The sequence below is a fragment of the Methylobacterium sp. 285MFTsu5.1 genome, from assembly GCF_000383455.1.
Taxonomy (GTDB): domain Bacteria; phylum Pseudomonadota; class Alphaproteobacteria; order Rhizobiales; family Beijerinckiaceae; genus Methylobacterium.
In genome coordinates this window covers 48972-67990 of the sequence record NZ_KB911285.1, presented here as the reverse complement: position 1 = coordinate 67990, position 19019 = coordinate 48972, and the positions used below count along the sequence as shown (strand labels likewise).

The window sequence follows — 19019 nt, the reverse complement described above, 5'->3', positions numbered from 1 at the left end:
AAGACGTCGTAAACTGAGCTGATCCGGAATTATTTGTCACGCCTCTGAGCAGGGTCCTGATGAAAAAGGGGCGCGGCGGGCGCCGCGCCCGACCCGATCAGGCCGCCCGGACGGTGTCGAGGAAGCGGCTGACCTCCGCAGTCAGGTGCTCGGATTGCCGGGACAGCTCCGAGGCCGCGTCGAGGACCTGGCCGGCGGCGACGCCGGTCTCCTCGGCCGCGCCGGCCACGCCGGAGATGTTGCTCGTGACCTCGCCGGCGCCGACGGCCGCCTGCGCGACGTTGCGGACGATCTCCTGGGTCGCCGCACCCTGTTCCTCGACCGCGGCGGCGATCGAGGTGGCGACGCCGCTGATCTCGCGGATCCGGTCCGTGATGCCGGCGATCGACGTCACCGCCTGCCCGGTCGAGGCCTGGATCTGCGCGATCTGGCCGGAGATCTCGTGCGTCGCCTTGGCAGTCTGCTCGGCCAGGGCCTTCACCTCGGAGGCGACGACCGCGAAGCCCTTGCCGGCGGCCCCGGCGCGGGCCGCCTCGATGGTGGCGTTGAGGGCAAGCAGGTTGGTCTGGCCGGCGATGTTGGAGATCAACCCGACCACGTCGCCGATCCGCGACACGGAATTGCTCAGTTCCTGGACGAGCGCGCCGGTCTGATCGGCGTCGGAGACGGCCCGCTGCGCCAGATGCGCCGAGCCGTCCACCTGCCGGCCGATCTCCTGCACCGACGAGCCGAGTTCCTCGGCCGCGGCCGCGACGGTGTTGACGTTGGAGGCGGCCTCCTCGGCGGCCGCCGCGACCGTGTTCGACTGGCTCGAGGTCTGGGACGCCGTCGCCGACATGGTCCGGGCGGTCGCCTGCAGCTCGGTGGCCGAGGACGAGACCATGCCGACGATGCCGCCGACCGCGCGATCGAAGCTGTCGGCGAGTTCGATCATGGTCCGGCGCCGCTCGGCCGCGGCGGCCGCGTCGGCGATCCGCTTCATCTCGGCCTCCTCCGCGGCCTTCTTGGCGACCATCGCCTTGATCCCGTCCACGGCACGCCCGACCGCGCCGATCTCGTCGCCGCGGGCGGCCTCCTTGATCTCGGCCTCGATCTCGCCGCGGGCCATGCGCTGCAGCACGGCCACGAGGCGGCCGAGGGGGCGGGTCAGCATGGCGAAGACGAGGAAGGCCAGCAGCCCCGCGATGACGACGCTGGCGACGCTGCCGAGCAGGCTCGCGAGGTAGGCGGCGCCGAAGGAGCGCGCCTGCTCGTCGCTTCGGGCGGCGAGGAGGTCGCGCTCCGCTTTCTCGGCCTCGCCGATCTTGGCGCGCAGGGCGTCCATGGACGCCTTGCCGGCGCCGCTCGCCTCGATCTGCCGGGCCTTGTCGAGGTTCCCCGCCTCGACGAGGGCCATCTCCTTGGCGGCGATATCGTTCGACCATGTCTCCGCCGAGCCGCGCACGGCCTCCAGGCGCGCCTGCTGGGCGGCGTTGTCGGCGGTGAGCGACTTGGCGCTCTCCAGCGACACCTTGAAGGACTTCTGGCCGGCGCGGAGCGGCTCCAGAAATTTCGGATCGCCCGCGATCAGGTAGCCGCGCAGGCCCGTCTCCTGATTGACCATCGCCTGCGTGAGGCCGTCGAGGGCGGAGATGACCTGATAGGAGTGCTCCGTGAGATGATTGACGCGCTCGATCGAAGACAGGTGACTGTATCCGATGGCGCTGATCCCCACCGTGACCGCCGCCAGGCTGCCGAATGCGGCAGTCAGCTTCGTTACGATCCGGACATCGTTGATCGAGCGCATTTTCAGTCCCCAGGGCCCCATTCGGGAATTCGGATTTGGTTCCCTGGCGGTTGTGATAAATTATACGCTGTAAATTTTGTCTTACAGCGGGCTGTATCGCCCGGATGAACCCGGTTGAACGGCGGTTGAAAACCTGCTGTCAGCAATCGAGCGTCGGTGATCGTCCCGCGCACTGTTGTCGTCGGCGAGTACAACCTGAGATAAGAGGCGTCGGGCCGGATTTCGTTGCGGCGCTACGATTCGTGCGCGGCTTCGAGGAAGGTTTGCAGGATGCGAAGACCGGCGCCGTAGCGTATTCGCCCGCGGCGCGTTTCGCGCGGAAGCTGTGATGACCCGCGTTCAGCCGGGCAGACCCCGCGCCGATGCGCGTGCGCCCGCGACGGGATCCGGGCGACGCGGGCACACCGTGTGCGATCGAGCGCACGGCGACGGCGGCGGAGCCGGCGAACTCGGCTCCGCCCGGCCCGGTCTCAGGTATCCAGCGCCTCGATGACGAGGTTTCCGTTGGTGTAGACGCAGATCTCGGCGGCGATCGTCATGGCCCGCCGCACGATCGCCTCGGCGTCGAGGTCGCCGTCCTCCAGCGCGCGGGCGGCCGCCAAGGCGTAATTGCCGCCAGACCCGATGGCCATGACGCCGCTCTCGGGCTCCAGCACGTCGCCCGAGCCCGACAGGAGCAGGCTGACCTCGCGGTCGGCGACCAGCATCATCGCCTCGAGCCGGCGCAGGTAGCGGTCCGTCCGCCAATCCTTGGTGAGTTCCACGCAGGCCCGGGTCAGCTGACCGGGATACTGCTCCAGCTTGGCTTCGAGGCGCTCGAACAGCGTGAACGCGTCCGCGGTGGCGCCAGCGAAGCCGCCGATCACCGCGCCCTTGGCGAGGCGCCGGACCTTGCGGGCGTTCCCCTTCACGATGGTCTGGCCGAGGCTGACCTGACCGTCGCCGCCGATGACGACGCGGCCGCCCTTGCGGACCATCAGGATCGTGGTCGCGTGCATCTGGGGGACGGCGCCCCGGTCGTCGTACCTGAATGCGTCCTGGCTCAAGATTCGGCTCCGCTCTCGATCGCGCCGAGATGGGGAGCTTCGCCGGCCGAGTCCAGCCGGTGCCGGTATCGCGCGCCTACTCGGCGACTGCCTCGGGGCTGCGCACCGGGCCGGCATCCTGCAGGATCGACTGCGCGGCGGCCTCGGCCAGGAGCGCGTAGCCGCGGTCGGCCATGTGCAGGCCGTCGGCGGCGAAGAGCTGTTTGGTCGTCAGCTTACCCTCGCGCACCCAGCCGTGCATCAGGTCGGCCCGGCGGATCACCGGCACGTCGAGCTCGTCGCCGATGCTGCGCACCGCGTCGCGGAAGCGCGAGGCGCCCGGCGTGGATTCGAGCTTCGGGCACCATTGCGGCTCCATCAGCACCACGTCGATGCCGGCCTCCCGGATCCGGCGGATCGCCGACACGGTGGCCTCGCGGAAATGGTCGAGCGACACGCCGCGCAGCGGGTCGTTGCTGCCCGTCTGCCAGATAACGAGCTGGGGCTCGGCCGCGATTACGTCGCGGTCGAGGCGCGCCAGCATGTCGTCGACGTGCTCGCCGCCGATGCCGCGGTTGATGACCGCCACGTCCATCCCGTGCAGCTTCTTGCGCAGGTCGATCTGCAGGCGGGCCGGGTAGGCGTTGGCCGGGGTCGACGCGCCCACGCCCTCCGTCGAGGACGACCCGAAGGCGACGATCTTGAGCGGGGCGCCGATGGCGATCTGGCGAGCGACGTGGGGCAGGTCCGGGCTGTCGCCCAGGTCGAAGCCCAGCATGTCCAGGGATTCAGGCAGCAGGTCCGCGTAGGCGAGGACCGCCGTCGGAAGGACCAAGAGGGCGCCCAACAAGCCCAGGCGGCGCAGCATCCTGCGGGCGGGGAAGACAGTGTTCAGCGTCTTGGACACGGGACCGACGGCTCCGGCTCTCGTGAGCGGTAGATACAATCTGACACAGGGCCCTGAAAAGAGCGGTTCCGGGCAGAGTTTGAAAACGCACTGAATTCGTAACGCTAAATTAGGCATGAGTGGGGAGGCGCGCCCTTGCCCGAGGATTCCCGGCAACATCGGCGCGGCGGGTCGACCCCAGCGACGTTGGCGTCGCGGCACCCGCACGCCCGACGCCGAGTCGGCATGAACCATGCAGAACAAACCCCGACGCGTCTCCGAGAGGGCGGCGGAGCGCGCGGTCGGGGCCGCGGCGCGTCCCCCGACCGGCTGCGGGGCTCCGTGAGCCGTCCCATGGTCGACCGCTTGCGCATCGCGATCCTCACGCACTCGACCGACCCGCGCGGCGGCGTGGTCCATGCTCTGGCTCTCGGGGAGGCCCTGGGCAGGCTCGGCCACGAGGCGGTGGTCCACGCGCCCGACCCGACCGGCGGCGGCTTCTTCCGCGCGGCGCAGTGTCCGGTGATCTCGGTCGCGGCCAAGCCGGTCGCGGGACCGGCCGCCGCGCTGGTCGGCGCCCGGATCGCCGACTACCTGGCGCATTTCTCGACGCCCGCCGCCTGCGACTTCGACGTCTTCCACGCCCAGTGCCGGATCAGCGGCAACGCGCTCGCCACCCTGACCCGGCGCCGCCTGATCCCGGGCTTCGTGCGCACGGTCCACCGGATCGACACGTTCACGGATCCGCGGCTCGCGCAGTGGGAGGAGCGGGCGATCCTCGATGCCGGGCGCCTGCTCTGCGTCAGCCGGACCTGGGCGGCGACGCTGGCGGCCGAGTACGGCGCCCGGGCCGACGTGGTCGGCACGGGCGTCGACGGGGCGGCCTTCACGCCCGATCCCGGGCCGGAAGACGACGCGCTCCGCCGCCGCCTCGGCCTCGGCGGCGGCCCGGTCTTCCTCAGCGTCGGCGGCTTCGAGGCGCGCAGGAACACGCTGGCGATCATCGAGGCCTTCGCGGCCCTGCGCCAAACCTGCCCCGACGCGCAGCTGGTCGTGGCCGGCGCCGCGCCGCCTCTCGATCAGGCCGGCTACGAGGCCCGGTGCTGCGCCACGCTCGAGCGCGAGGGGCTCGAGGTCGGGCCCGGGCTGCCGGTGATCCGAACCGGCGCCGTGGCGCAGGCGGACATGCCGGGCCTCTACCGCCTCGCCGACACCCTGGTCTCTCCCTCACTCGCCGAGAGCTACGGTCTGTGCGTTCTCGAGGCGATGGCCTGCGGAACGCCGGTGATCGTGTCGGGCCGGCCGCCCTTCACCGAGTATATCGCCCCCGGCGAAGCCCTGTCGGTGAACCCGGACGACACCGACGCCATTGCGTCGGCCATGCGGGCGAGCCTGGAGCCGAGCCGGCGGGCGCGGCTGCGCAATGCCGGCCGAGAGGTCGCCCGGGCGCATGTCTGGGACGCCTGCGCGGCGCGCCACCTGCCGACCTACGCGGAACTCGCGCCCGGGGACGCGCCGTTGATGGCCGCGGCCACGGGGGCGGCGGCCTGGAACACGCTGCGGGTCCCGCGCGATGCCTGAGATGCGCTTCCATATCCGGTGGCCGGACGGGACCCGCGAGGCCTGCTACTCGCCGTCGCTGGTGATCAAGGACCACCTCGCGGTCGGGCAGGACTACCCGCTCGACGAGTTCGTCGCGCTGACCCGGCTGGCCCTGGGCATCGCCAGCGAGCGCGTCCGCGCCCGCTACGGGTTCCCGTGCGGCCGCGCGCAGGCGCAGCTCGCCCGGATCGAGGAGGGCGCCCGCCGCCAGGAGCCCGGGACCGTCCACGTCGAGGCCTTCGAGGACTGATGAGGGCCCGCGGCATCGCCGTGCGGCGAGGCGACGCGGCGCGGACCAGCGGCGCGCCGGGTTGTCCGCAGGACCCACGGCGCGCGGAGGCCTAGGCGATGATGACCCGGATTGCGGCAGTGCTGGTGCTGGTGCTGGCCGCGTCACCCGCGGCGGCGCAGACGCGGCCGTCTAGCACGGCGATGACCTGTCAGCAGACGATCCGCCTCATCCAGGCGCGCGGAGCGCTCGTCCTCGGGACCGGCGGCATGACCTACGACCGGTTCGTCCGCGACCGCTCGTTCTGCGAGCCCACCGAGATCGCGCGGCGCGCCTTTCGGCCGACCCGCGACAACCCGAGCTGCCTGATCGGGTACACCTGCTACGAGCCCGGACGCGGCGACTGGTTGGGTGTGGACGACTAGCACCGTTCCCGATCGCGCTGCCGCGTTTCTCGAGCGTGGAAGAGGGGGGTGAAGTGCGGGACGCCGGCGCAGCGAGCGCGCCGCGTCAGCCGGCGTCCGGGACCGCCCGACCGGGTTCGAGGGCGACGATCACCCGACGATCCCCGGCCCGGCGGGTGAAGCCCGTGGCGTCGAGGTGCTCCAGCAGCGGGATCGAGAACTTGCGTGAGATTCCCAGGGTCGCACCGGCCTCGCGGGCCAGGAATCCGGTCTCCGCCGTCCGCGCCGTCGGGAAGGCGTCGATCAGGCGGCTCTTGGCGGTGGCCACCGCTTCCCGGTGGAACAGCACGGCGCGGCGCTGCACCCGGTCGACGGCGCGGATCACCGTGCCGGCTCCCACGAGGTAGGTCAGCGCCTCGCGGCGGCGCACGTCCCGGCCGATGGCCTCGGCCTCGTCGGGCGGGCTGAGGCCGGCGCGGCGGAAGACCTGCTCCAGCCGGCGGGCGGCCTCGCTCTCGTTCCGCGCGGGGTCGAACTCGGCCCGCCGCCACAGGGCGCCCGCCTGGGCGACGCCGCCGGCGGCCGCGAGGTCGCGCAGGACCGCGCCGGTCACCGCCTCGGGCAGCGCCAGGGCGCGGGACAGGCGCTCCAGGGCGATGCCGTGCTCCATCGGGTAGTCGCGGTGATGGTGTGCCAGGGCGGCCAGCGTGCCGGTGCGCAGCGCCTCGAAGGCCGCGGCCCCGACGAAGCGGTCGCCGATCGCGCGGGCACCGTCTTCGGAGAGCGCCTGCCGAGCGCGGTCCGGCGCGATACCGGCGATCCGGGCGAGCTCGTTGAGCGGTGCCCCGGCCGCGCCGAGCTGCCCGAGGCGGACCGTGATCGCCTCGGCGGGACCGCCCGCCGCCAGGGCGGCGAGGTCGGCCATGACCCGGGGATCGTGGCGCCGGCGGCGGCGGCTCGCCGGGTCGAGGATCCGGCCGCCCGCCACCGTGACGGAGGGCGAATCGAGCCGCAGCACGAAGGGCTCCCGCGCCGGCACCGCCACCGGTTCGCCGAGGTGGAGCTGCGCCTGGGTACTGGCGCCCGGCTCCAGGGCGTCGCAGTCGAGCAGCCGCAGCCGCGCCTCGACCTCGGTGGTGCCGAAGAGCAGGCGGCAGGCCGTGCCGCCTGCCAGGGCGTCCGGCAGGCTCGCGGCCGCGGTGATCGCCACGTCGAGCCACGGGCTCTGCGCGAGCAGGCCCGGCAGCGACAGCGCCTGCCCACGGGCGATCTGGTCGAGGTCGATGCCGCGCAGGGCGACCGCCGTGCGGCGCCCCGGCTCGGCGCGCTCGACCGCGCGCCCGTGGATCTGCAGGCCGCGCACCGTGGCGGTGCGGCCGCCGGGGGCGATCTCGACGGTGTCGCCGACCGCGAGCGGCCCGCGTCGCAGCGTCCCGGTCACGACGGTGCCGAAGCCCGGCCGGGAGAAGACCCGGTCGACCGGAAGGTAGGGGAAGCCGTCGTCGCGGACCGGTTCCGTCTCCGCCACCAGCGCCGAGAGGGCGGCGGCGAGCTCCGGCAGGCCGTCGCCCGTCACGGTCGAGGTGGCGATGACCGGGCCGGCCTCGATCCCGGCCCGGGCGGCCGCTGCGGCGATCTCGGCGGCGCGCGCGGCCACGGTCTCGCGCGTCGCGAGGTCCGCCTTGGTCAGCGCCAGGACACCGCGGCGGACGCCGATGAGGGCGGCGATCTCGAGATGCTCCACCGTCTGCGGCTTGATGCCCTCGTGGGCGTCGACCGCCAGCAGAACGGCCCGCATGCCGGTGGCGCCGGAGATCATGGCGCGGACGAACCGTTCGTGGCCCGGCAGGTCGACGAGGTCGATCTCGCCCTGCGCGGCGGTCAGCAGCGCGAAGCCCGGCACGATGGACACGCCGCGGGCGCGCTCTTCCTTGAGCCGGTCGGTCTCGACGCCGGTGAGCGCGCGGACGAGCGCCGTCTTGCCGTGATCGACGTGCCCGATCACGCCGACGAGGAGTGTCTTCAAAGCAGCCACCGACCGCATCTTCTCCGCGGTGCCGCCGTCCACAAGGGGCGCACCGCTCGCTCGAAGGGGAATCCGCCGCGCCGGCGCGTCGCGGCGCCGTGTGCGCCTCCGGGCGGTCGGGGCCGGGGCTGCGAGGCAGATGGATTGTGGACAATTTGTCTTGCCACGCCGTGCCGTTTTGGGAAAGCGCGATTTTAACGCAGCGCAGCATCCATCCGCCGCGGGCGACCGGTCCCGTCCCAGCTTGACGACGGCGGCGCCGCCGCCTTTGCTGCCGCGGGTGCGTCGGACGGTCACGCCCCGATGCCGGCTCCGCGAGATGCGACGCAGGATGCGATGCAACCGGAGCCCATCCCTGGCTCGTTAGCCGGGGCAGGCGACGAAGAGGAGCGTATGAGCGACACCGATAGCCACGCCGCGGCGGAGCCCCGCGAGGTCGAGCTGAAGCTCGACTGCGCCGGGCCGGATCTGACGGCGCTCGCGTCCCATCCCCGGTTGAAGGACGCGTCGGCGACCGAGCCCGAATCCCTGGTGACGACCTACTACGACACGCCCGATCGCGCGCTCCGGAAGAACGGCCTGACCCTGCGCGTCCGCGCCAAGGGCGACCGCCATATCCAGACCGTGAAGGCCGGGAGCGGCGGCGTTGGCCTGTTCGACCGGGCCGAGTGGGAGAGCGAGATCGCCGGGCAGGCGCCGGAGCCCGCGGCCTGGGCCGACACGGCCGCCGGGCCGATCCTGCGCGAGGCCGACGCGCCGCTGGAGCGGCTGTTCGCCACCGTGGTGCAGCGCCGAGAGATCCCGGTCGCGCAGGGCGAGTCGCGCGTGCTCGTCACCCTCGACGAGGGCCATGTCGAGACCGACTCGGGCGTCGCGCCGCTCTGCGAGGTCGAGCTGGAACTCCAGTCCGGCGATCCGGCCGACCTGTTCGCGCTGGCGCGGGAGCTGGCCGAGACCGTGCCGCTGCGCCTCGGCGTGAAAGCCAAGAGCGCGGTCGGCTACGCGCTCCTCGACGGGATCGAGCCCGGCGTCGTGAAGGCCGAGGCGGTGGAACTGCCCGAGGGCGCGAGCGCCGGGGAGGTCTTCCGCCGGGTGGCGCGCGCCTGCCTGCGCCACATGCGCCTCAACGAGACCGCCTTCCTGGAAGGCGGCCGCCCGCCCGAGGCGCTCCACCAGATCCGCGTCTCCCTGCGCCGCCTGCGCTCGGCGCTGTCGCTGTTCGGGCCCATGCTGGAGAGCGATCCCCGGGCGGCCGGCTTCAACGACGAGATCAAGCGCGTCACCGAGCCCTTCGGCCACGCCCGCAACCTCGACGTATTCCTGAGCGACACGCTGCCGGATCTCGCGGAACAGCGCCCCGACGAGCCCGGCCTGGACGCCCTGCGCGCGCGCGCCGAGGCGGAGCGCGCCACCGCGTACGACGCGGTCTCGGAGACCCTCGAGAGCCCGCAATGGCGCGCGCTCGTCATCGACTTCGCCGGCTGGGTCGAGGCGGGCTCCTGGGCCGCCGGCCCCGACGCGGCCGTCGACGGGCGCCACTTCGCCGCGCAGGTGCTCGACAAGGCGCGCGCGCGCCTCAAGAAGCGCGGGCGCGGCCTCCGGCACCTCGATCCGCACACGCGGCACCGGGCGCGGATCGCCGCCAAGAAGCTCCGCTACGGCGCGGAGTTCTTCGCCGGTCTCTACCGGAAGAAGAAGGCGGTCCGCCGGCAGGAGAAGTTCGGCGCCGCGCTCTCCGACCTGCAGGACCATCTCGGCGCGCTCAACGATCTGGAGACGGCCCGGGCGATGACCGAGAGCCTGTCGGGACCGCCGATGCCGGGTTCCGACGATCCGGGGGCACAGAAATTGCTCGACGAGGCCGCGGACGCACGGTCCGAGCTCCTCGACGTCAAGCCCTTCTGGCGCTGAGGCTTCTCGCGCCGCCGGCCCGGTCGGAACCCGGCCGGTGCGGCGGCGTTCGCCGGACGCGGATCGGCCCGTCCGGGGCAGGGAGCGCGGATGGCCCACGCCTACAGGTTCGGCATCGAGGAGGAGTTCTTCCTGGCCGATGCGCGCACGCGCGGCACGCCGCGGGCCGGCCTCCGGGCCTTCCATGCCGCCGTGCGGGCCCGCCTCGACGACGCCGAGCGCGAGCAGCTCCAGTGCCAGGTTGAGGTGGCCTCGCCGCCGACCGCCGATCTCGCCGAGGCACGGGGGCATCTCGCGGATCTGCGCGGCAGCCTCGCGGAGATCGGCGCCGAGCGCGGGATCCTGACCTTCGCCGCGGGCACGCATCCGATCGCCCGGTGGCGTGACCAGCGCCCCACCGACAAGGCCCGATACCACGGGATCATGGCCGACCTCCGGATGCTCGGCCGGCGCAACCTCGTCTGCGGCCTTCACGTCCACGTGGAGGTCCCGGACCCCGAGGCGCGGGTCGGGCTGATCAACCGGCTGCTGCCCTACCTGCCGGTGCTGCTCGCGCTCTCCACCGGCTCGCCGTTCTGGCAGGGGCAACTGACCGGCCTCGCCGGCTACCGGATGCGCGCCTACGCCGAGCTGCCGCGCACGGGCGTGCCCGAGCTGTTCGCCGATGCCGACGACTACGCCCGCTACGTCGACGTGATGACCCGCTCGGGCGCCATCGCGGATGCCAGCTATCTCTGGTGGCACGTGCGCGCGTCGCTGAAATATCCGACCCTCGAACTGCGGGTCGCCGACAGCTGCACGCGCCTCGACGACGCGCTGTGCATCGCCGCGCTGTTCCGCTGCCTCGTGCGCCGGGTGGTCCGGGACAAGCGGCTCAATGCCGGCCTGACCGCCGCCTCCCGCGGCTTCGTCATGGAGAATCTCTGGCGGGCCGAGTGCGACGGCGTGCGCGCGACGCTCATCGACGAGGCGCAGGTCCGGACGGTGCCGGTCTCCGCGCTGGTCGAGACCCTTCTCGCCGACATCGCCGAGGATGCCGAGGCGCTGGGCTGCGCCGCCGCCTGCGGGCACGCGGCGCGGATCGTGGCGGAGGGGACCAGCGCCGACAGGCAGATGGGCGTGTTCGCGGCCGCGCGCCGGTCGGGCGCGCGGGAGCGCGCGGCTCTGTCGGCGGTGGTCGATCATCTCGCGGCGGAGACCGCCGCCGGCTCGAGGTCCGGGCCTGGGGGGCACCCGAACATCGCTCCGGCGGCGTGACGACGGGCGCGGAACCGGCTGAGGGGGGATCGTCGAGGCCGCGTTCCGTCGGCCGCGCTCGAGGACGCGGTCGGCCGTATGAGTCGCATGGCCATGTTGCCGAAGGATGTCTGGCCGCCGGTACCGCGCGCCTTTATGGCCGGTCGCGCGGCGACGGGTTCCCTCCGTGCCGTCCTCTGCTATCCCTCGCGTCCCAGCAGCCACCCCGACTCCGCGGCCGACCCTCCGGAATGAGCCTCCTGCGCGACCTCTTCGGCCATGTCGGCCGTACCGTGACGGCCTATGCCGGCGACAAGGCGTTGATGCTCGCGGCGGTCTCGGCCGCCGCCAACGTCATCGTGGCCGACGGCGAGGTCGCGGGCCCCGAATTCGACGCCGCCCTGCATGGCCTGAAGGCCGACCCGGTCCTGATGAAGGGCTACGACGCGCTCATGCTGGAGACGGAGCTCTACGAGGGCATCGCCCGGGCTCGCACCCGCCTCGGCCGGGCCGAGAACCTGCGCCACGTCGCGGCGGTCGCCGAGCGGCCCGCGGCCCAGCGCGAGAACGTCTTCCTGATCGCCGCGGACGTCGCCGACCAGGACGGGATCAGCAACATCGAGGCGGGCGCTCTCGGCGAGATCGCCGTCGCCCTCCGGGTCGACGCGATCGCGCTCCTGCGCGCCAACCCGGTGCGGCGCCCGCTGGCCTGACCGGCCCGGTTGGCACCGCGGTTGCTCTCGGGTGCGCGTGGTGGGAGCGCTGCGAAGTCGGCCGCGCCCGCCTATAACGTCAGCGTCGCACGGCGATCCGCCGTGAAAGGAACCGGCATGGCCGAGATGAGCCTCAGCAAGACCCACAACCTGCGCGCCGACGGAGCGCGCCTCTGGGCGACGATCCTGGAGACCGCGCAATTCGGCGGCACGCCGGCCGGCGGCATCAACCGCCTGACGCTCTCGGCCGAGGACGGCCAGGTCCGCGACTGGTTCCGGGAGGCCTGCGAGGCGGCCGGGCTCACCGTGTCGGTCGACGCGCTCGGCACGCAGTACGCCCTGCGGCCGGGCCGCGACATGGGCCGCAAGCCGATCGCCTTCGGCTCGCACCTCGACACCCAGCCGACCGGCGGCAAGTTCGACGGGGTCCTCGGCGTGCTGGCGGGGCTCGAGGTGATGCGCAGACTGAACGATGCCGGCATCGAGACCGAGGCGCCGCTCCTCGTGGTCAACTGGACCAACGAGGAGGGCTCGCGCTTCGCCCCCGCCATGATGGCCTCGGCGGCCTACGCGGGCGACTTCACCACGGACGAGATCCTGGCCAAGCGCGACGCCGCCGGCACCACGGTGGCGGAGGCCCTCGACGCCATCGGCTACCGCGGGGTGGAGGCCGTCGGCACGCGGGAGATCGGCGCCTTCGTCGAACTGCACATCGAGCAGGGGCCCATCCTGGAGGCCGAGGGCAAGACCATCGGCGTGGTCGAGGGCGGCCAGGGCATCATGTGGTTCGACGGCGTGATCACCGGCTTCGAGAGCCACGCCGGGACGACGCCGATGCCGCGCCGCCGCGACGCGCTGCTCGCGCTCTCGGAATTCGCCCTGGCCGCCGAGCGGATCGCGCTGGGCCACGCGCCCACCGCGGTGGCGACGATCGGCGAGGCCGCGATCCTGGCGCCCTCCCGCAACGTCGTGCCGGGCCGGGTCGCCTTCACGGTGGACGTGCGCGATCCGCGCTCCGAGACCCTCGACGCGATGGAGGCGGCGCTCGGCGAGGCGGCCGCCGAGATCGCGGCGCGGCGCCATCTGGAGATCGCGCTGACCCGGATCTGGCGGAAGGAGCCGGTGCCGTTCGACCCCGCGATCGTGGCGGCGATCGACGCGTCCGCCGAGAGCCTGGGGCATCCGCGCCGCCGGATCATCTCGGGCGCCGGCCACGACGCCTGCAACCTCGCCGCGAAGGTCCCGGCGGCGATGATCTTCGTGCCGTGCAAGGACGGCGTCAGCCACAACGAGTCGGAATCGGCCACGCAGGCCGACTGCGCCGCCGGCGCCGACGTCCTGCTGCAGACGGTGCTCCGCCTCGCCAACGCGCCGCGCGCCTGAGGCTTCCCGCCGGGACGGCGCCCGTCGTCCCGGCGCCGGGCGCGCCGCACCGCCCGCGCGGAGGTGTACCGCGGCGGAAAATCCCGTAAGGACCGCTCCATGAGCGCGCGATCCTACCGCGACGCCAGGGGCCGGCCGCTCGTCGCGGTCACCGGCATCGGCGTCGTCTCCTCCCTCGGTCAGGGACAGGCCGACACGTGGGCGGCCATGACCGAGGGCCGGTCGGGCATCCACGCGATCGCGCGGTTCCCGACCGACACGCTGCGCACCCGCATCGCCGGGACGGTGGACTTCCTCGACACCGATCCGCTCGTCGCGCCGCTCCTGTCCGAGCGGTTCGCCGCCGTCGCCGCCGAGGAGGCGGTGGCGCAGGCCGGGATCGGCGCCAGGGGCGATTTCCCGGGCGCCCTGTTCATCGCGGTCCCGCCGGTCGAGATGGAGTGGCCGCAGCGGCAGGCCCTGGCCGAGGCCGCGGGCGGCGACGGCCCGGTCGACTACGCCGGCCTCCTGCGGGCGGCGGCGACGCGCCGCTTCGATCCCTGGCACGACCTGTTCATCTTCGGCACGGTCGCCGATCGCATCGCTGACCGCTTCGGCACGAAGGGCTCGCCGATCTCGCTCTCGACCGCCTGCTCGTCGGGGGCCACGGCGATCCAGCTCGGCGTCGAGGCGATCCGGCGCGGCGAGACCGCGGCGGCGCTCTGCATCGGCACGGACGGCTCGGTGAACCCGGAATCGCTGATCCGCTTCTCGCTGCTCTCGGCGCTCTCGACCCGCAACGACGAGCCCGCGACCGCCTCGAAGCCGTTCTCGAAGGACCGGGACGGGTTCGTCATGGGCGAGGGCGCGGCCGCCCTGGTGCTGGAGGACGCCGAGGTCGCCGTCGCGCGCGGCGCCGCGATCCTCGGCTACGTCCTCGGCTGCGGCGAGAAGGGCGACGGCTTCCACCGCACCCGGTCCAGCCCCGACGGCGCGCCGATCATCGCGGCGATCCGGGCGAGCCTGGACGATGCCGGTGTGGCGGCCGAGGCGATCGACACGGTGAACGCGCACGGCACCTCGACGCCGGAGAACGACAAGATGGAGGCCCTGGGCCTCGCGGCCGTGTTCGGCGACCGCGCGGCCGCCCTGCCGGTCACCTCCAACAAGTCGATGATCGGCCACACCCTCACGGCGGCCGGCGCCATCGAGGCGGCGGTCTCGCTGCTGACCATCCGCCACGGCCGCATCCCGCCGACCATCAACCACCGCGTGCCGGACCCGACCATCGCCCTCGACATCGTGGAGACCGCCCGCGATCTGCCGGTGCGGACCGTGCTGTCGAACTCGTTCGGCTTCGGCGGCCAGAACACCTGCCTGGTCCTCGGCGCGGAGCCCGCGTGAGCGCCGCCGACACCCCGCGCCGGGTCCTCGTGACCGGCGGCGCGTCCGGCATCGGCGCCGCGATCGTCCGCGCGCTGGCGGGATCCGGCCTCGGCGTCGACTTCACCTACCGCGCCTCGGCCGAGGCCGCGCAGGCGCTGCTGGCCGAGCTGCGGACGACCTACCCGGACCGGTCCTTCGCGGCCCATCCCGTCGACCTCGCCGACCGGGCCGCGCTGGACACCTTCTGCGAGACCGCCGAGGCCGCGGGCTATTACGGCCTCGTCCACAATGCCGGCCAGTCCTGCGACGCCCTCGCGGCGATGCTCGATCAGGAGCGGGCCGAGGCCGCCATGCAGGTCAACTTCTTCTCGCTGACGCGCCTCGCCAAGGCGCTGGTGCGGGAGATGACCCGGGCGCGCGCGGGCCGCATCGTGGCGGTCGGCTCCGTGGCCGCCCTGCGGGCCAATGCCGGCAACGCCGCCTACGCGGCGACCAAGGGCGCGCTCATCGCCTATTGCCGCACCCTGGCGATCGAGACCGCCAAGCGCGGCGTGACCGTCAACGTCATCGCCCCGGGCTTCGTCGACACCGCCATGATGGAGCGCTACGCCGCCTACCGCGACGGGATGGAGCGCCAGATTCCCGCCGGCCGCTTCGGGCGGCCCGAGGATGTCGCGGCGCTGGCGGCCTTCCTGATGGGCGAGGGGGCATCCTACATCACCGGGACCGTGCTGCCCGTCGATGGCGGCCTGACCGCCATGATGGGTGTCCACCGGACCTGACGGTGGCGCCGCCGAACCGGACGATTCTGCCGATGCGCGCCAGCCTCGCCCTCACCGCCGCCCTCTGCGGCGCGGCTCTCCTGGCCCCGGGCGACGCCCGGGCGGAGCCGCAGGTCTACCGAATTTCCGGCCTGCCGCCGGGCGAGCCGCTCAGCATCCGCGCCGAGCCGGACCCGTCCGCCGAGCAGATCGGTGAGATCCGCAGCCGCGCCCTGGTCTTCGGCTGCACCAACGACACGCCGAGCCGCACCACGTGGTGCCGGGTGAAGGCCGGACGCGCCCTCGGATGGGCGCGGCGGCGCTACCTGGCGCCGGAGTGACGAGAGACACGATGCGAGCCCTCCAACTGTTCGGCGACCGCGACCTGCGCCTCACCGAGATCGAGCCGCCGCCCGCGCCCGGCGCCGGCGAGGTCCGGATCCGCATCCGCGCGGTCGGCCTCAACTTCATCGACGTCTGGGGCTTCCGCGGCATGGCCTTCGCCAAGCGGAAGATGCCGCTGATCGTCGGCGCGGAGGCGGCCGGGATCGTCGAGTCGGTCGGGGCGGGCGTCACCGGCCTCGTCGCGGGCGACCGGGTCGTGCCGTACGGCGCCATGACCTGCGGCAAGTGCAAGGCCTGCCGCGAGGGGCGCGACAACCTCTGCGAGGACGTGTCCGGCGTGATGGGCTTCCATCTCGACGGCTTCGCCCGGGAGTTGGTGACCATGCCGGCCCGCCTCGTCGTGAAGGTGCCGGACGGCGTCAGCGACACCGACGCCGCCTGTGCGGGCATCGCCTTCGGCACGGTCCAGCACATGCTGTTCGACAACGCGCGCCTTGAGCCCGGCGAGAGCGTGTTGGTCCATGCCGGCGGCTCCGGGATCGGGACCGCGGCGATCCGCATGGCCAAGGCGATCGGCTGCACCGTCTACACGACGGTCGGCGACGACGAGAAGGGTCGCAAGGCCGCCGAGCTCGGCGCCGACCACGTCATCAACTACCGCACCGAGCGCTTCGAGGGCGAGGTCCGCCGGCTCACGAAGCGCAAGGGCGTCGACGTGGTGTTCGAGCATGTCGGCGCCGATACCTGGAACGGCTCCCTGCTCTGCCTGAAGCGCGGCGGCCGACTCGTGACCTGCGGATCGACCTCGGGCGTCTCGGCGACCATGAACCTGATGCAGCTGTTCCAGCAGCAGTACCGCATCACCGGCTCGTTCGGCTGCTCGCTCGCGAATATCGGGCAGGCCCTCGCCAAGATGGAAGCGGGCATTCGACCGGTGGTGGATACCGTGTACCCGCTGGCGGATTTCGCGCAGGGTCTGGAGCGCCTCGAATCGCGCCGGGTGTTCGGCAAGATCCTCGTCAGCCTGTAGCGCCGGCAGCGGCGCACCCGCCCGGCGCCGCACCGTCACCGGGTGCGGCGATCCGCATTTCGCGCTGCGGGAGACTTGTCGTAAACGTCGCTGTACGGGTGCGCTGGGGGGCCGCCCGTACCGTTCTCTGGAATCGACTGTGCTGCGTCTCGCCCTCCTGCTCAAACGGTCGTACCCGCGCCTCGCGGGCTTCGCGATGATCCCGGTGATCCGCGCCCTGGTGCTGCTGGCCCGGATCCTCGGGCCGGTCCGGTCCACGGCACTCGGCGCCGCGCTCCTGCGAACCCTCGGACCGCTCCTGCCGGCGCACCGCACGGCGATGGCGAACCTCCGGGCGGCCTTCCCCGACATGTCGGAGGCGGAGCGGAAGCGGATCGCCCTGGAGGCCTGGGACAATCTCGGCCGGACGGGGGCCGAGTACGCCCATCTCGACAGCCTGTTCGATTACGATCCCGCCGCCACCGGCGACTTGCGGACGGAGGTCGCCGGGATCGAGCACTTCTACGCCCTGCGCGACGATGGCCGGCCCGGTCTGATCTTCTCGGCGCATCTGGCGAACTGGGAATTGCCGGCGATCTGCGCGGCCCGTTTCGGCCTGGACGCCACCGCGGTGTTCCGGCCGCCGAACAACCCCGCCGCCGCGCGCCTCGTCCAGGAGGTCCGCCGCCGGACGATGGGCGGGCTCGCCGCCTCCACGCCGGGCGCCGTCTTCGCCATGCGCGACGTGGTCGAGACCGGCGGCCACCTGGGTCAACTGATCGACCAGCACTTCACCCGCGGCGTCGTGGTGGAGTTCCTCGGCCGGCCATGCCTCGCCAACCCCCTCTTGGCCAAGCTCGCCCGCCACTACGACTGCCCGGTGCACGGCGTGCGCGTCGTGCGCCTGCCGGAGGGCCGCTTCCGCCTCGAGCTGACGCCGCCCCTGGACCTGCCCAGGGCGGCCGACGGGACCATCGACGTCGCCGGCGCCATGCAGGCGATGACGGCCGTGGTCGAGGGCTGGGTGCGGGAGAACCCCGGCCAGTGGCTGTGGATGCATCGCCGCTGGCGGCCCGACATGCTGCCCAAGCCGAGAGTGGCGCCGGCGCCACTTCAACCGACAGTAGAGATCTCTCAAGCCAACGTGATTTCACCTTCGGCCTCGCAGACGGTCTGATGGATCGATGACGCCCCGGCACCGCGCCCCGACCCGCGACCGCCGCGCGCTGCGCGCCGCGCTGCTTGCCTGCGCGACGCTGGCCGCGATGCCGGCGCGGGCCGAGCCCGTCCGCGCCGTGGTCGAGCTCTTCACCAGCCAGGGCTGCGGCGCCTGCCGCTCCGCCGACCCGGTCCTGCGCGACCTCGCCCACAAGCCCGGCGTCATCGCCCTGACCCTGCCGGTGACCTACTGGGACTATCTCGGCTGGAAGGACACGCTCGCGCTGCGGCCGCTGACCGAGCGCCAGCGCGCCTACGCGCGGGGCCGCGGGGCCCGACAGGTGTTCACGCCCCAGGTCGTGGTCGACGGCAACGGCTTCGCCGTCGGGTCCGACCGGCCGGCCCTGGAGCGCCTGATCCGCGATGCCTGCCAGCACGGCGGGCTGCCGGTGCCGGTGCGCGGGGAGACCAACGGCGACCGGATCCTAGTGGAGGTCGGGGCGGCCCCGGAGGCCAAGACCGAGATCCGCGGCGACGTCTGGCTGGTGCCCGTGCTCCGCAGCCGCGCCATCGCGATCCAGTCCGGGGAGAACGGCGGCCGGACGGCGACCTACGTCAACGTCGTCCGAGGCATGCAGCGGCTCGGTCCCTGGACGGGCCAGCCGACCCGCTTCGAGGTGCCCGACACCCAGGCCCGCGTCGCCGACGCGGACAGCTGGGTCGTCCTGCTCCAGGGCGCGGCCGACGGCAAGCCGGGCCGCATCTTCGGGGCCGCCAAGGGACCGGGGCTCTAGGCGCGGGGTCGCGCGCTGCTACTCCAGCGAGATCGGGTCGATCTGCCGGCGGCCCTCGCGCCGGTGGCGCGCCCGGGACGCGTCGGCGAGCGACGACAGGCGAGCGTCGAGGCGCTCGGACAGGCGGCCCACCAGCCCGATCAGCCCGTCGATCATCCGGCTGACGCCTGCGACCGTCCCGGTCACGGCTCCGACGATCCCGTTCTCGATGGCACGACCGATTCGGCGAACACGCTGCATGACGACTGTCTCTGGGTGGGCGGCGCCGGCGGCGCCCCGATCCGCGGCAGGTAGGGCGGCCGCTCCGGCCCGTGATGCGGCCGAAAGCGGCGCGGGTCCGCGCCGCGGGAGCGGAACCTTCGCGCGTCGCGGCCGGAGCGCTCGAA

Annotated in this window: 18 protein-coding genes; 13 read left to right on the top strand and 5 right to left on the bottom strand. The window is 73.1% G+C overall.

Annotated features, from left to right (window positions below):
- Positions 1–97: 97 nt before the first annotated feature.
- The 3 genes from H288_RS0121285 to H288_RS0121275 all read right to left on the bottom strand — a co-directional run bounded on the left by H288_RS0121285 (position 98) and on the right by H288_RS0121275 (position 3718).
- Positions 98–1786: a CHASE3 domain-containing protein gene (locus H288_RS0121285; protein WP_020094599.1), complete on the bottom strand. Its 1689-nt coding sequence runs from the start codon at positions 1784–1786 to the stop codon at positions 98–100.
- A gap of 470 nt (positions 1787–2256) precedes the next feature.
- Complete coding sequence (gene hslV / locus H288_RS0121280) at positions 2257–2784, bottom strand: ATP-dependent protease subunit HslV (protein WP_020094598.1); 528 nt, start codon at positions 2782–2784, stop codon at positions 2257–2259.
- A 124-nt stretch (positions 2785–2908) separates the two neighbouring features.
- Entirely contained in the window at positions 2909–3718 is an 810-nt protein-coding gene (locus H288_RS0121275) for a GDSL-type esterase/lipase family protein (RefSeq protein ID WP_020094597.1), read from the bottom strand.
- Between the two features lie 333 nt (positions 3719–4051).
- Between H288_RS0121275 and H288_RS0121270 the strand changes: the two genes are divergently transcribed.
- The 3 genes from H288_RS0121270 (at position 4052) to H288_RS0121260 (ending at position 5953) form a co-directional block, all read left to right on the top strand.
- Positions 4052–5278, top strand: coding sequence for an MSMEG_0565 family glycosyltransferase (locus H288_RS0121270; RefSeq protein ID WP_020094596.1), 1227 nt, complete (start codon positions 4052–4054; stop codon positions 5276–5278).
- Complete coding sequence (locus tag H288_RS0121265; protein ID WP_026605168.1) at positions 5271–5549, top strand: MSMEG_0570 family nitrogen starvation response protein; 279 nt, start codon at positions 5271–5273, stop codon at positions 5547–5549. The genes H288_RS0121270 and H288_RS0121265 overlap by 8 nt, the downstream gene beginning before the upstream one ends.
- A 98-nt stretch (positions 5550–5647) precedes the next feature.
- Positions 5648–5953: a hypothetical protein gene (locus H288_RS0121260; RefSeq protein ID WP_026605167.1), complete on the top strand. Its 306-nt coding sequence runs from the start codon at positions 5648–5650 to the stop codon at positions 5951–5953.
- 85 nt (positions 5954–6038) lie between these two features.
- On the opposite strand, the gene selB is transcribed toward H288_RS0121260, so the two are convergent.
- Positions 6039–7976: a selenocysteine-specific translation elongation factor gene (gene selB / locus H288_RS0121255; RefSeq protein WP_234082317.1), complete on the bottom strand. Its 1938-nt coding sequence runs from the start codon at positions 7974–7976 to the stop codon at positions 6039–6041.
- 375 nt (positions 7977–8351) lie between these two features.
- Here selB and H288_RS0121250 point away from each other — a divergent pair, with 375 nt between their 5' ends.
- The 10 genes from H288_RS0121250 (at position 8352) to H288_RS0121205 (ending at position 18633) form a co-directional block, all read left to right on the top strand.
- The gene (locus tag H288_RS0121250) at positions 8352–9869 is read left to right on the top strand and encodes a CYTH and CHAD domain-containing protein (protein WP_020094592.1); all 1518 of its coding nucleotides are present in this window, start codon (positions 8352–8354) and stop codon (positions 9867–9869) included.
- 90 nt (positions 9870–9959) lie between these two features.
- The gene (locus tag H288_RS0121245) at positions 9960–11126 is read left to right on the top strand and encodes a carboxylate-amine ligase (protein WP_020094591.1); all 1167 of its coding nucleotides are present in this window, start codon (positions 9960–9962) and stop codon (positions 11124–11126) included.
- Between the two features lie 230 nt (positions 11127–11356).
- Entirely contained in the window at positions 11357–11818 is a 462-nt protein-coding gene (locus H288_RS0121240) for a tellurite resistance TerB family protein (RefSeq protein ID WP_020094590.1), read from the top strand.
- A gap of 126 nt (positions 11819–11944) precedes the next feature.
- Complete coding sequence (locus tag H288_RS0121235) at positions 11945–13201, top strand: Zn-dependent hydrolase (RefSeq protein WP_026605166.1); 1257 nt, start codon at positions 11945–11947, stop codon at positions 13199–13201.
- A 99-nt stretch (positions 13202–13300) separates the two neighbouring features.
- Positions 13301–14584, top strand: coding sequence for a beta-ketoacyl-ACP synthase (locus H288_RS0121230; protein WP_020094588.1), 1284 nt, complete (start codon positions 13301–13303; stop codon positions 14582–14584).
- A complete protein-coding gene (locus tag H288_RS0121225; RefSeq protein WP_020094587.1) occupies positions 14581–15348 on the top strand; it encodes an SDR family NAD(P)-dependent oxidoreductase in 768 nt (255 codons plus the stop codon). The genes H288_RS0121230 and H288_RS0121225 overlap by 4 nt, the downstream gene beginning before the upstream one ends.
- 32 nt (positions 15349–15380) lie before the next feature.
- Positions 15381–15668 (top strand): SH3 domain-containing protein, encoded by a 288-nt coding sequence (locus H288_RS0121220; RefSeq protein WP_026605165.1) that lies wholly within the window; start codon positions 15381–15383, stop codon positions 15666–15668.
- Positions 15669–15679: 11 nt separating this feature from the next.
- A complete protein-coding gene (locus H288_RS0121215) occupies positions 15680–16702 on the top strand; it encodes a zinc-binding dehydrogenase (RefSeq protein WP_020094585.1) in 1023 nt (340 codons plus the stop codon).
- Between the two features lie 139 nt (positions 16703–16841).
- Positions 16842–17858: a lipid A biosynthesis lauroyl acyltransferase gene (locus H288_RS0121210; protein WP_020094584.1), complete on the top strand. Its 1017-nt coding sequence runs from the start codon at positions 16842–16844 to the stop codon at positions 17856–17858.
- 7 nt (positions 17859–17865) lie between these two features.
- Positions 17866–18633 carry a DUF1223 domain-containing protein gene (locus H288_RS0121205; protein WP_020094583.1) on the top strand — a complete coding sequence of 256 codons (768 nt, stop codon included), beginning with the start codon at positions 17866–17868 and terminating at the stop codon, positions 18631–18633.
- Between the two features lie 18 nt (positions 18634–18651).
- On the opposite strand, the gene H288_RS0121200 is transcribed toward H288_RS0121205, so the two are convergent.
- Positions 18652–18873: a hypothetical protein gene (locus H288_RS0121200; protein ID WP_020094582.1), complete on the bottom strand. Its 222-nt coding sequence runs from the start codon at positions 18871–18873 to the stop codon at positions 18652–18654.
- Positions 18874–19019: the final 146 nt, after the last annotated feature.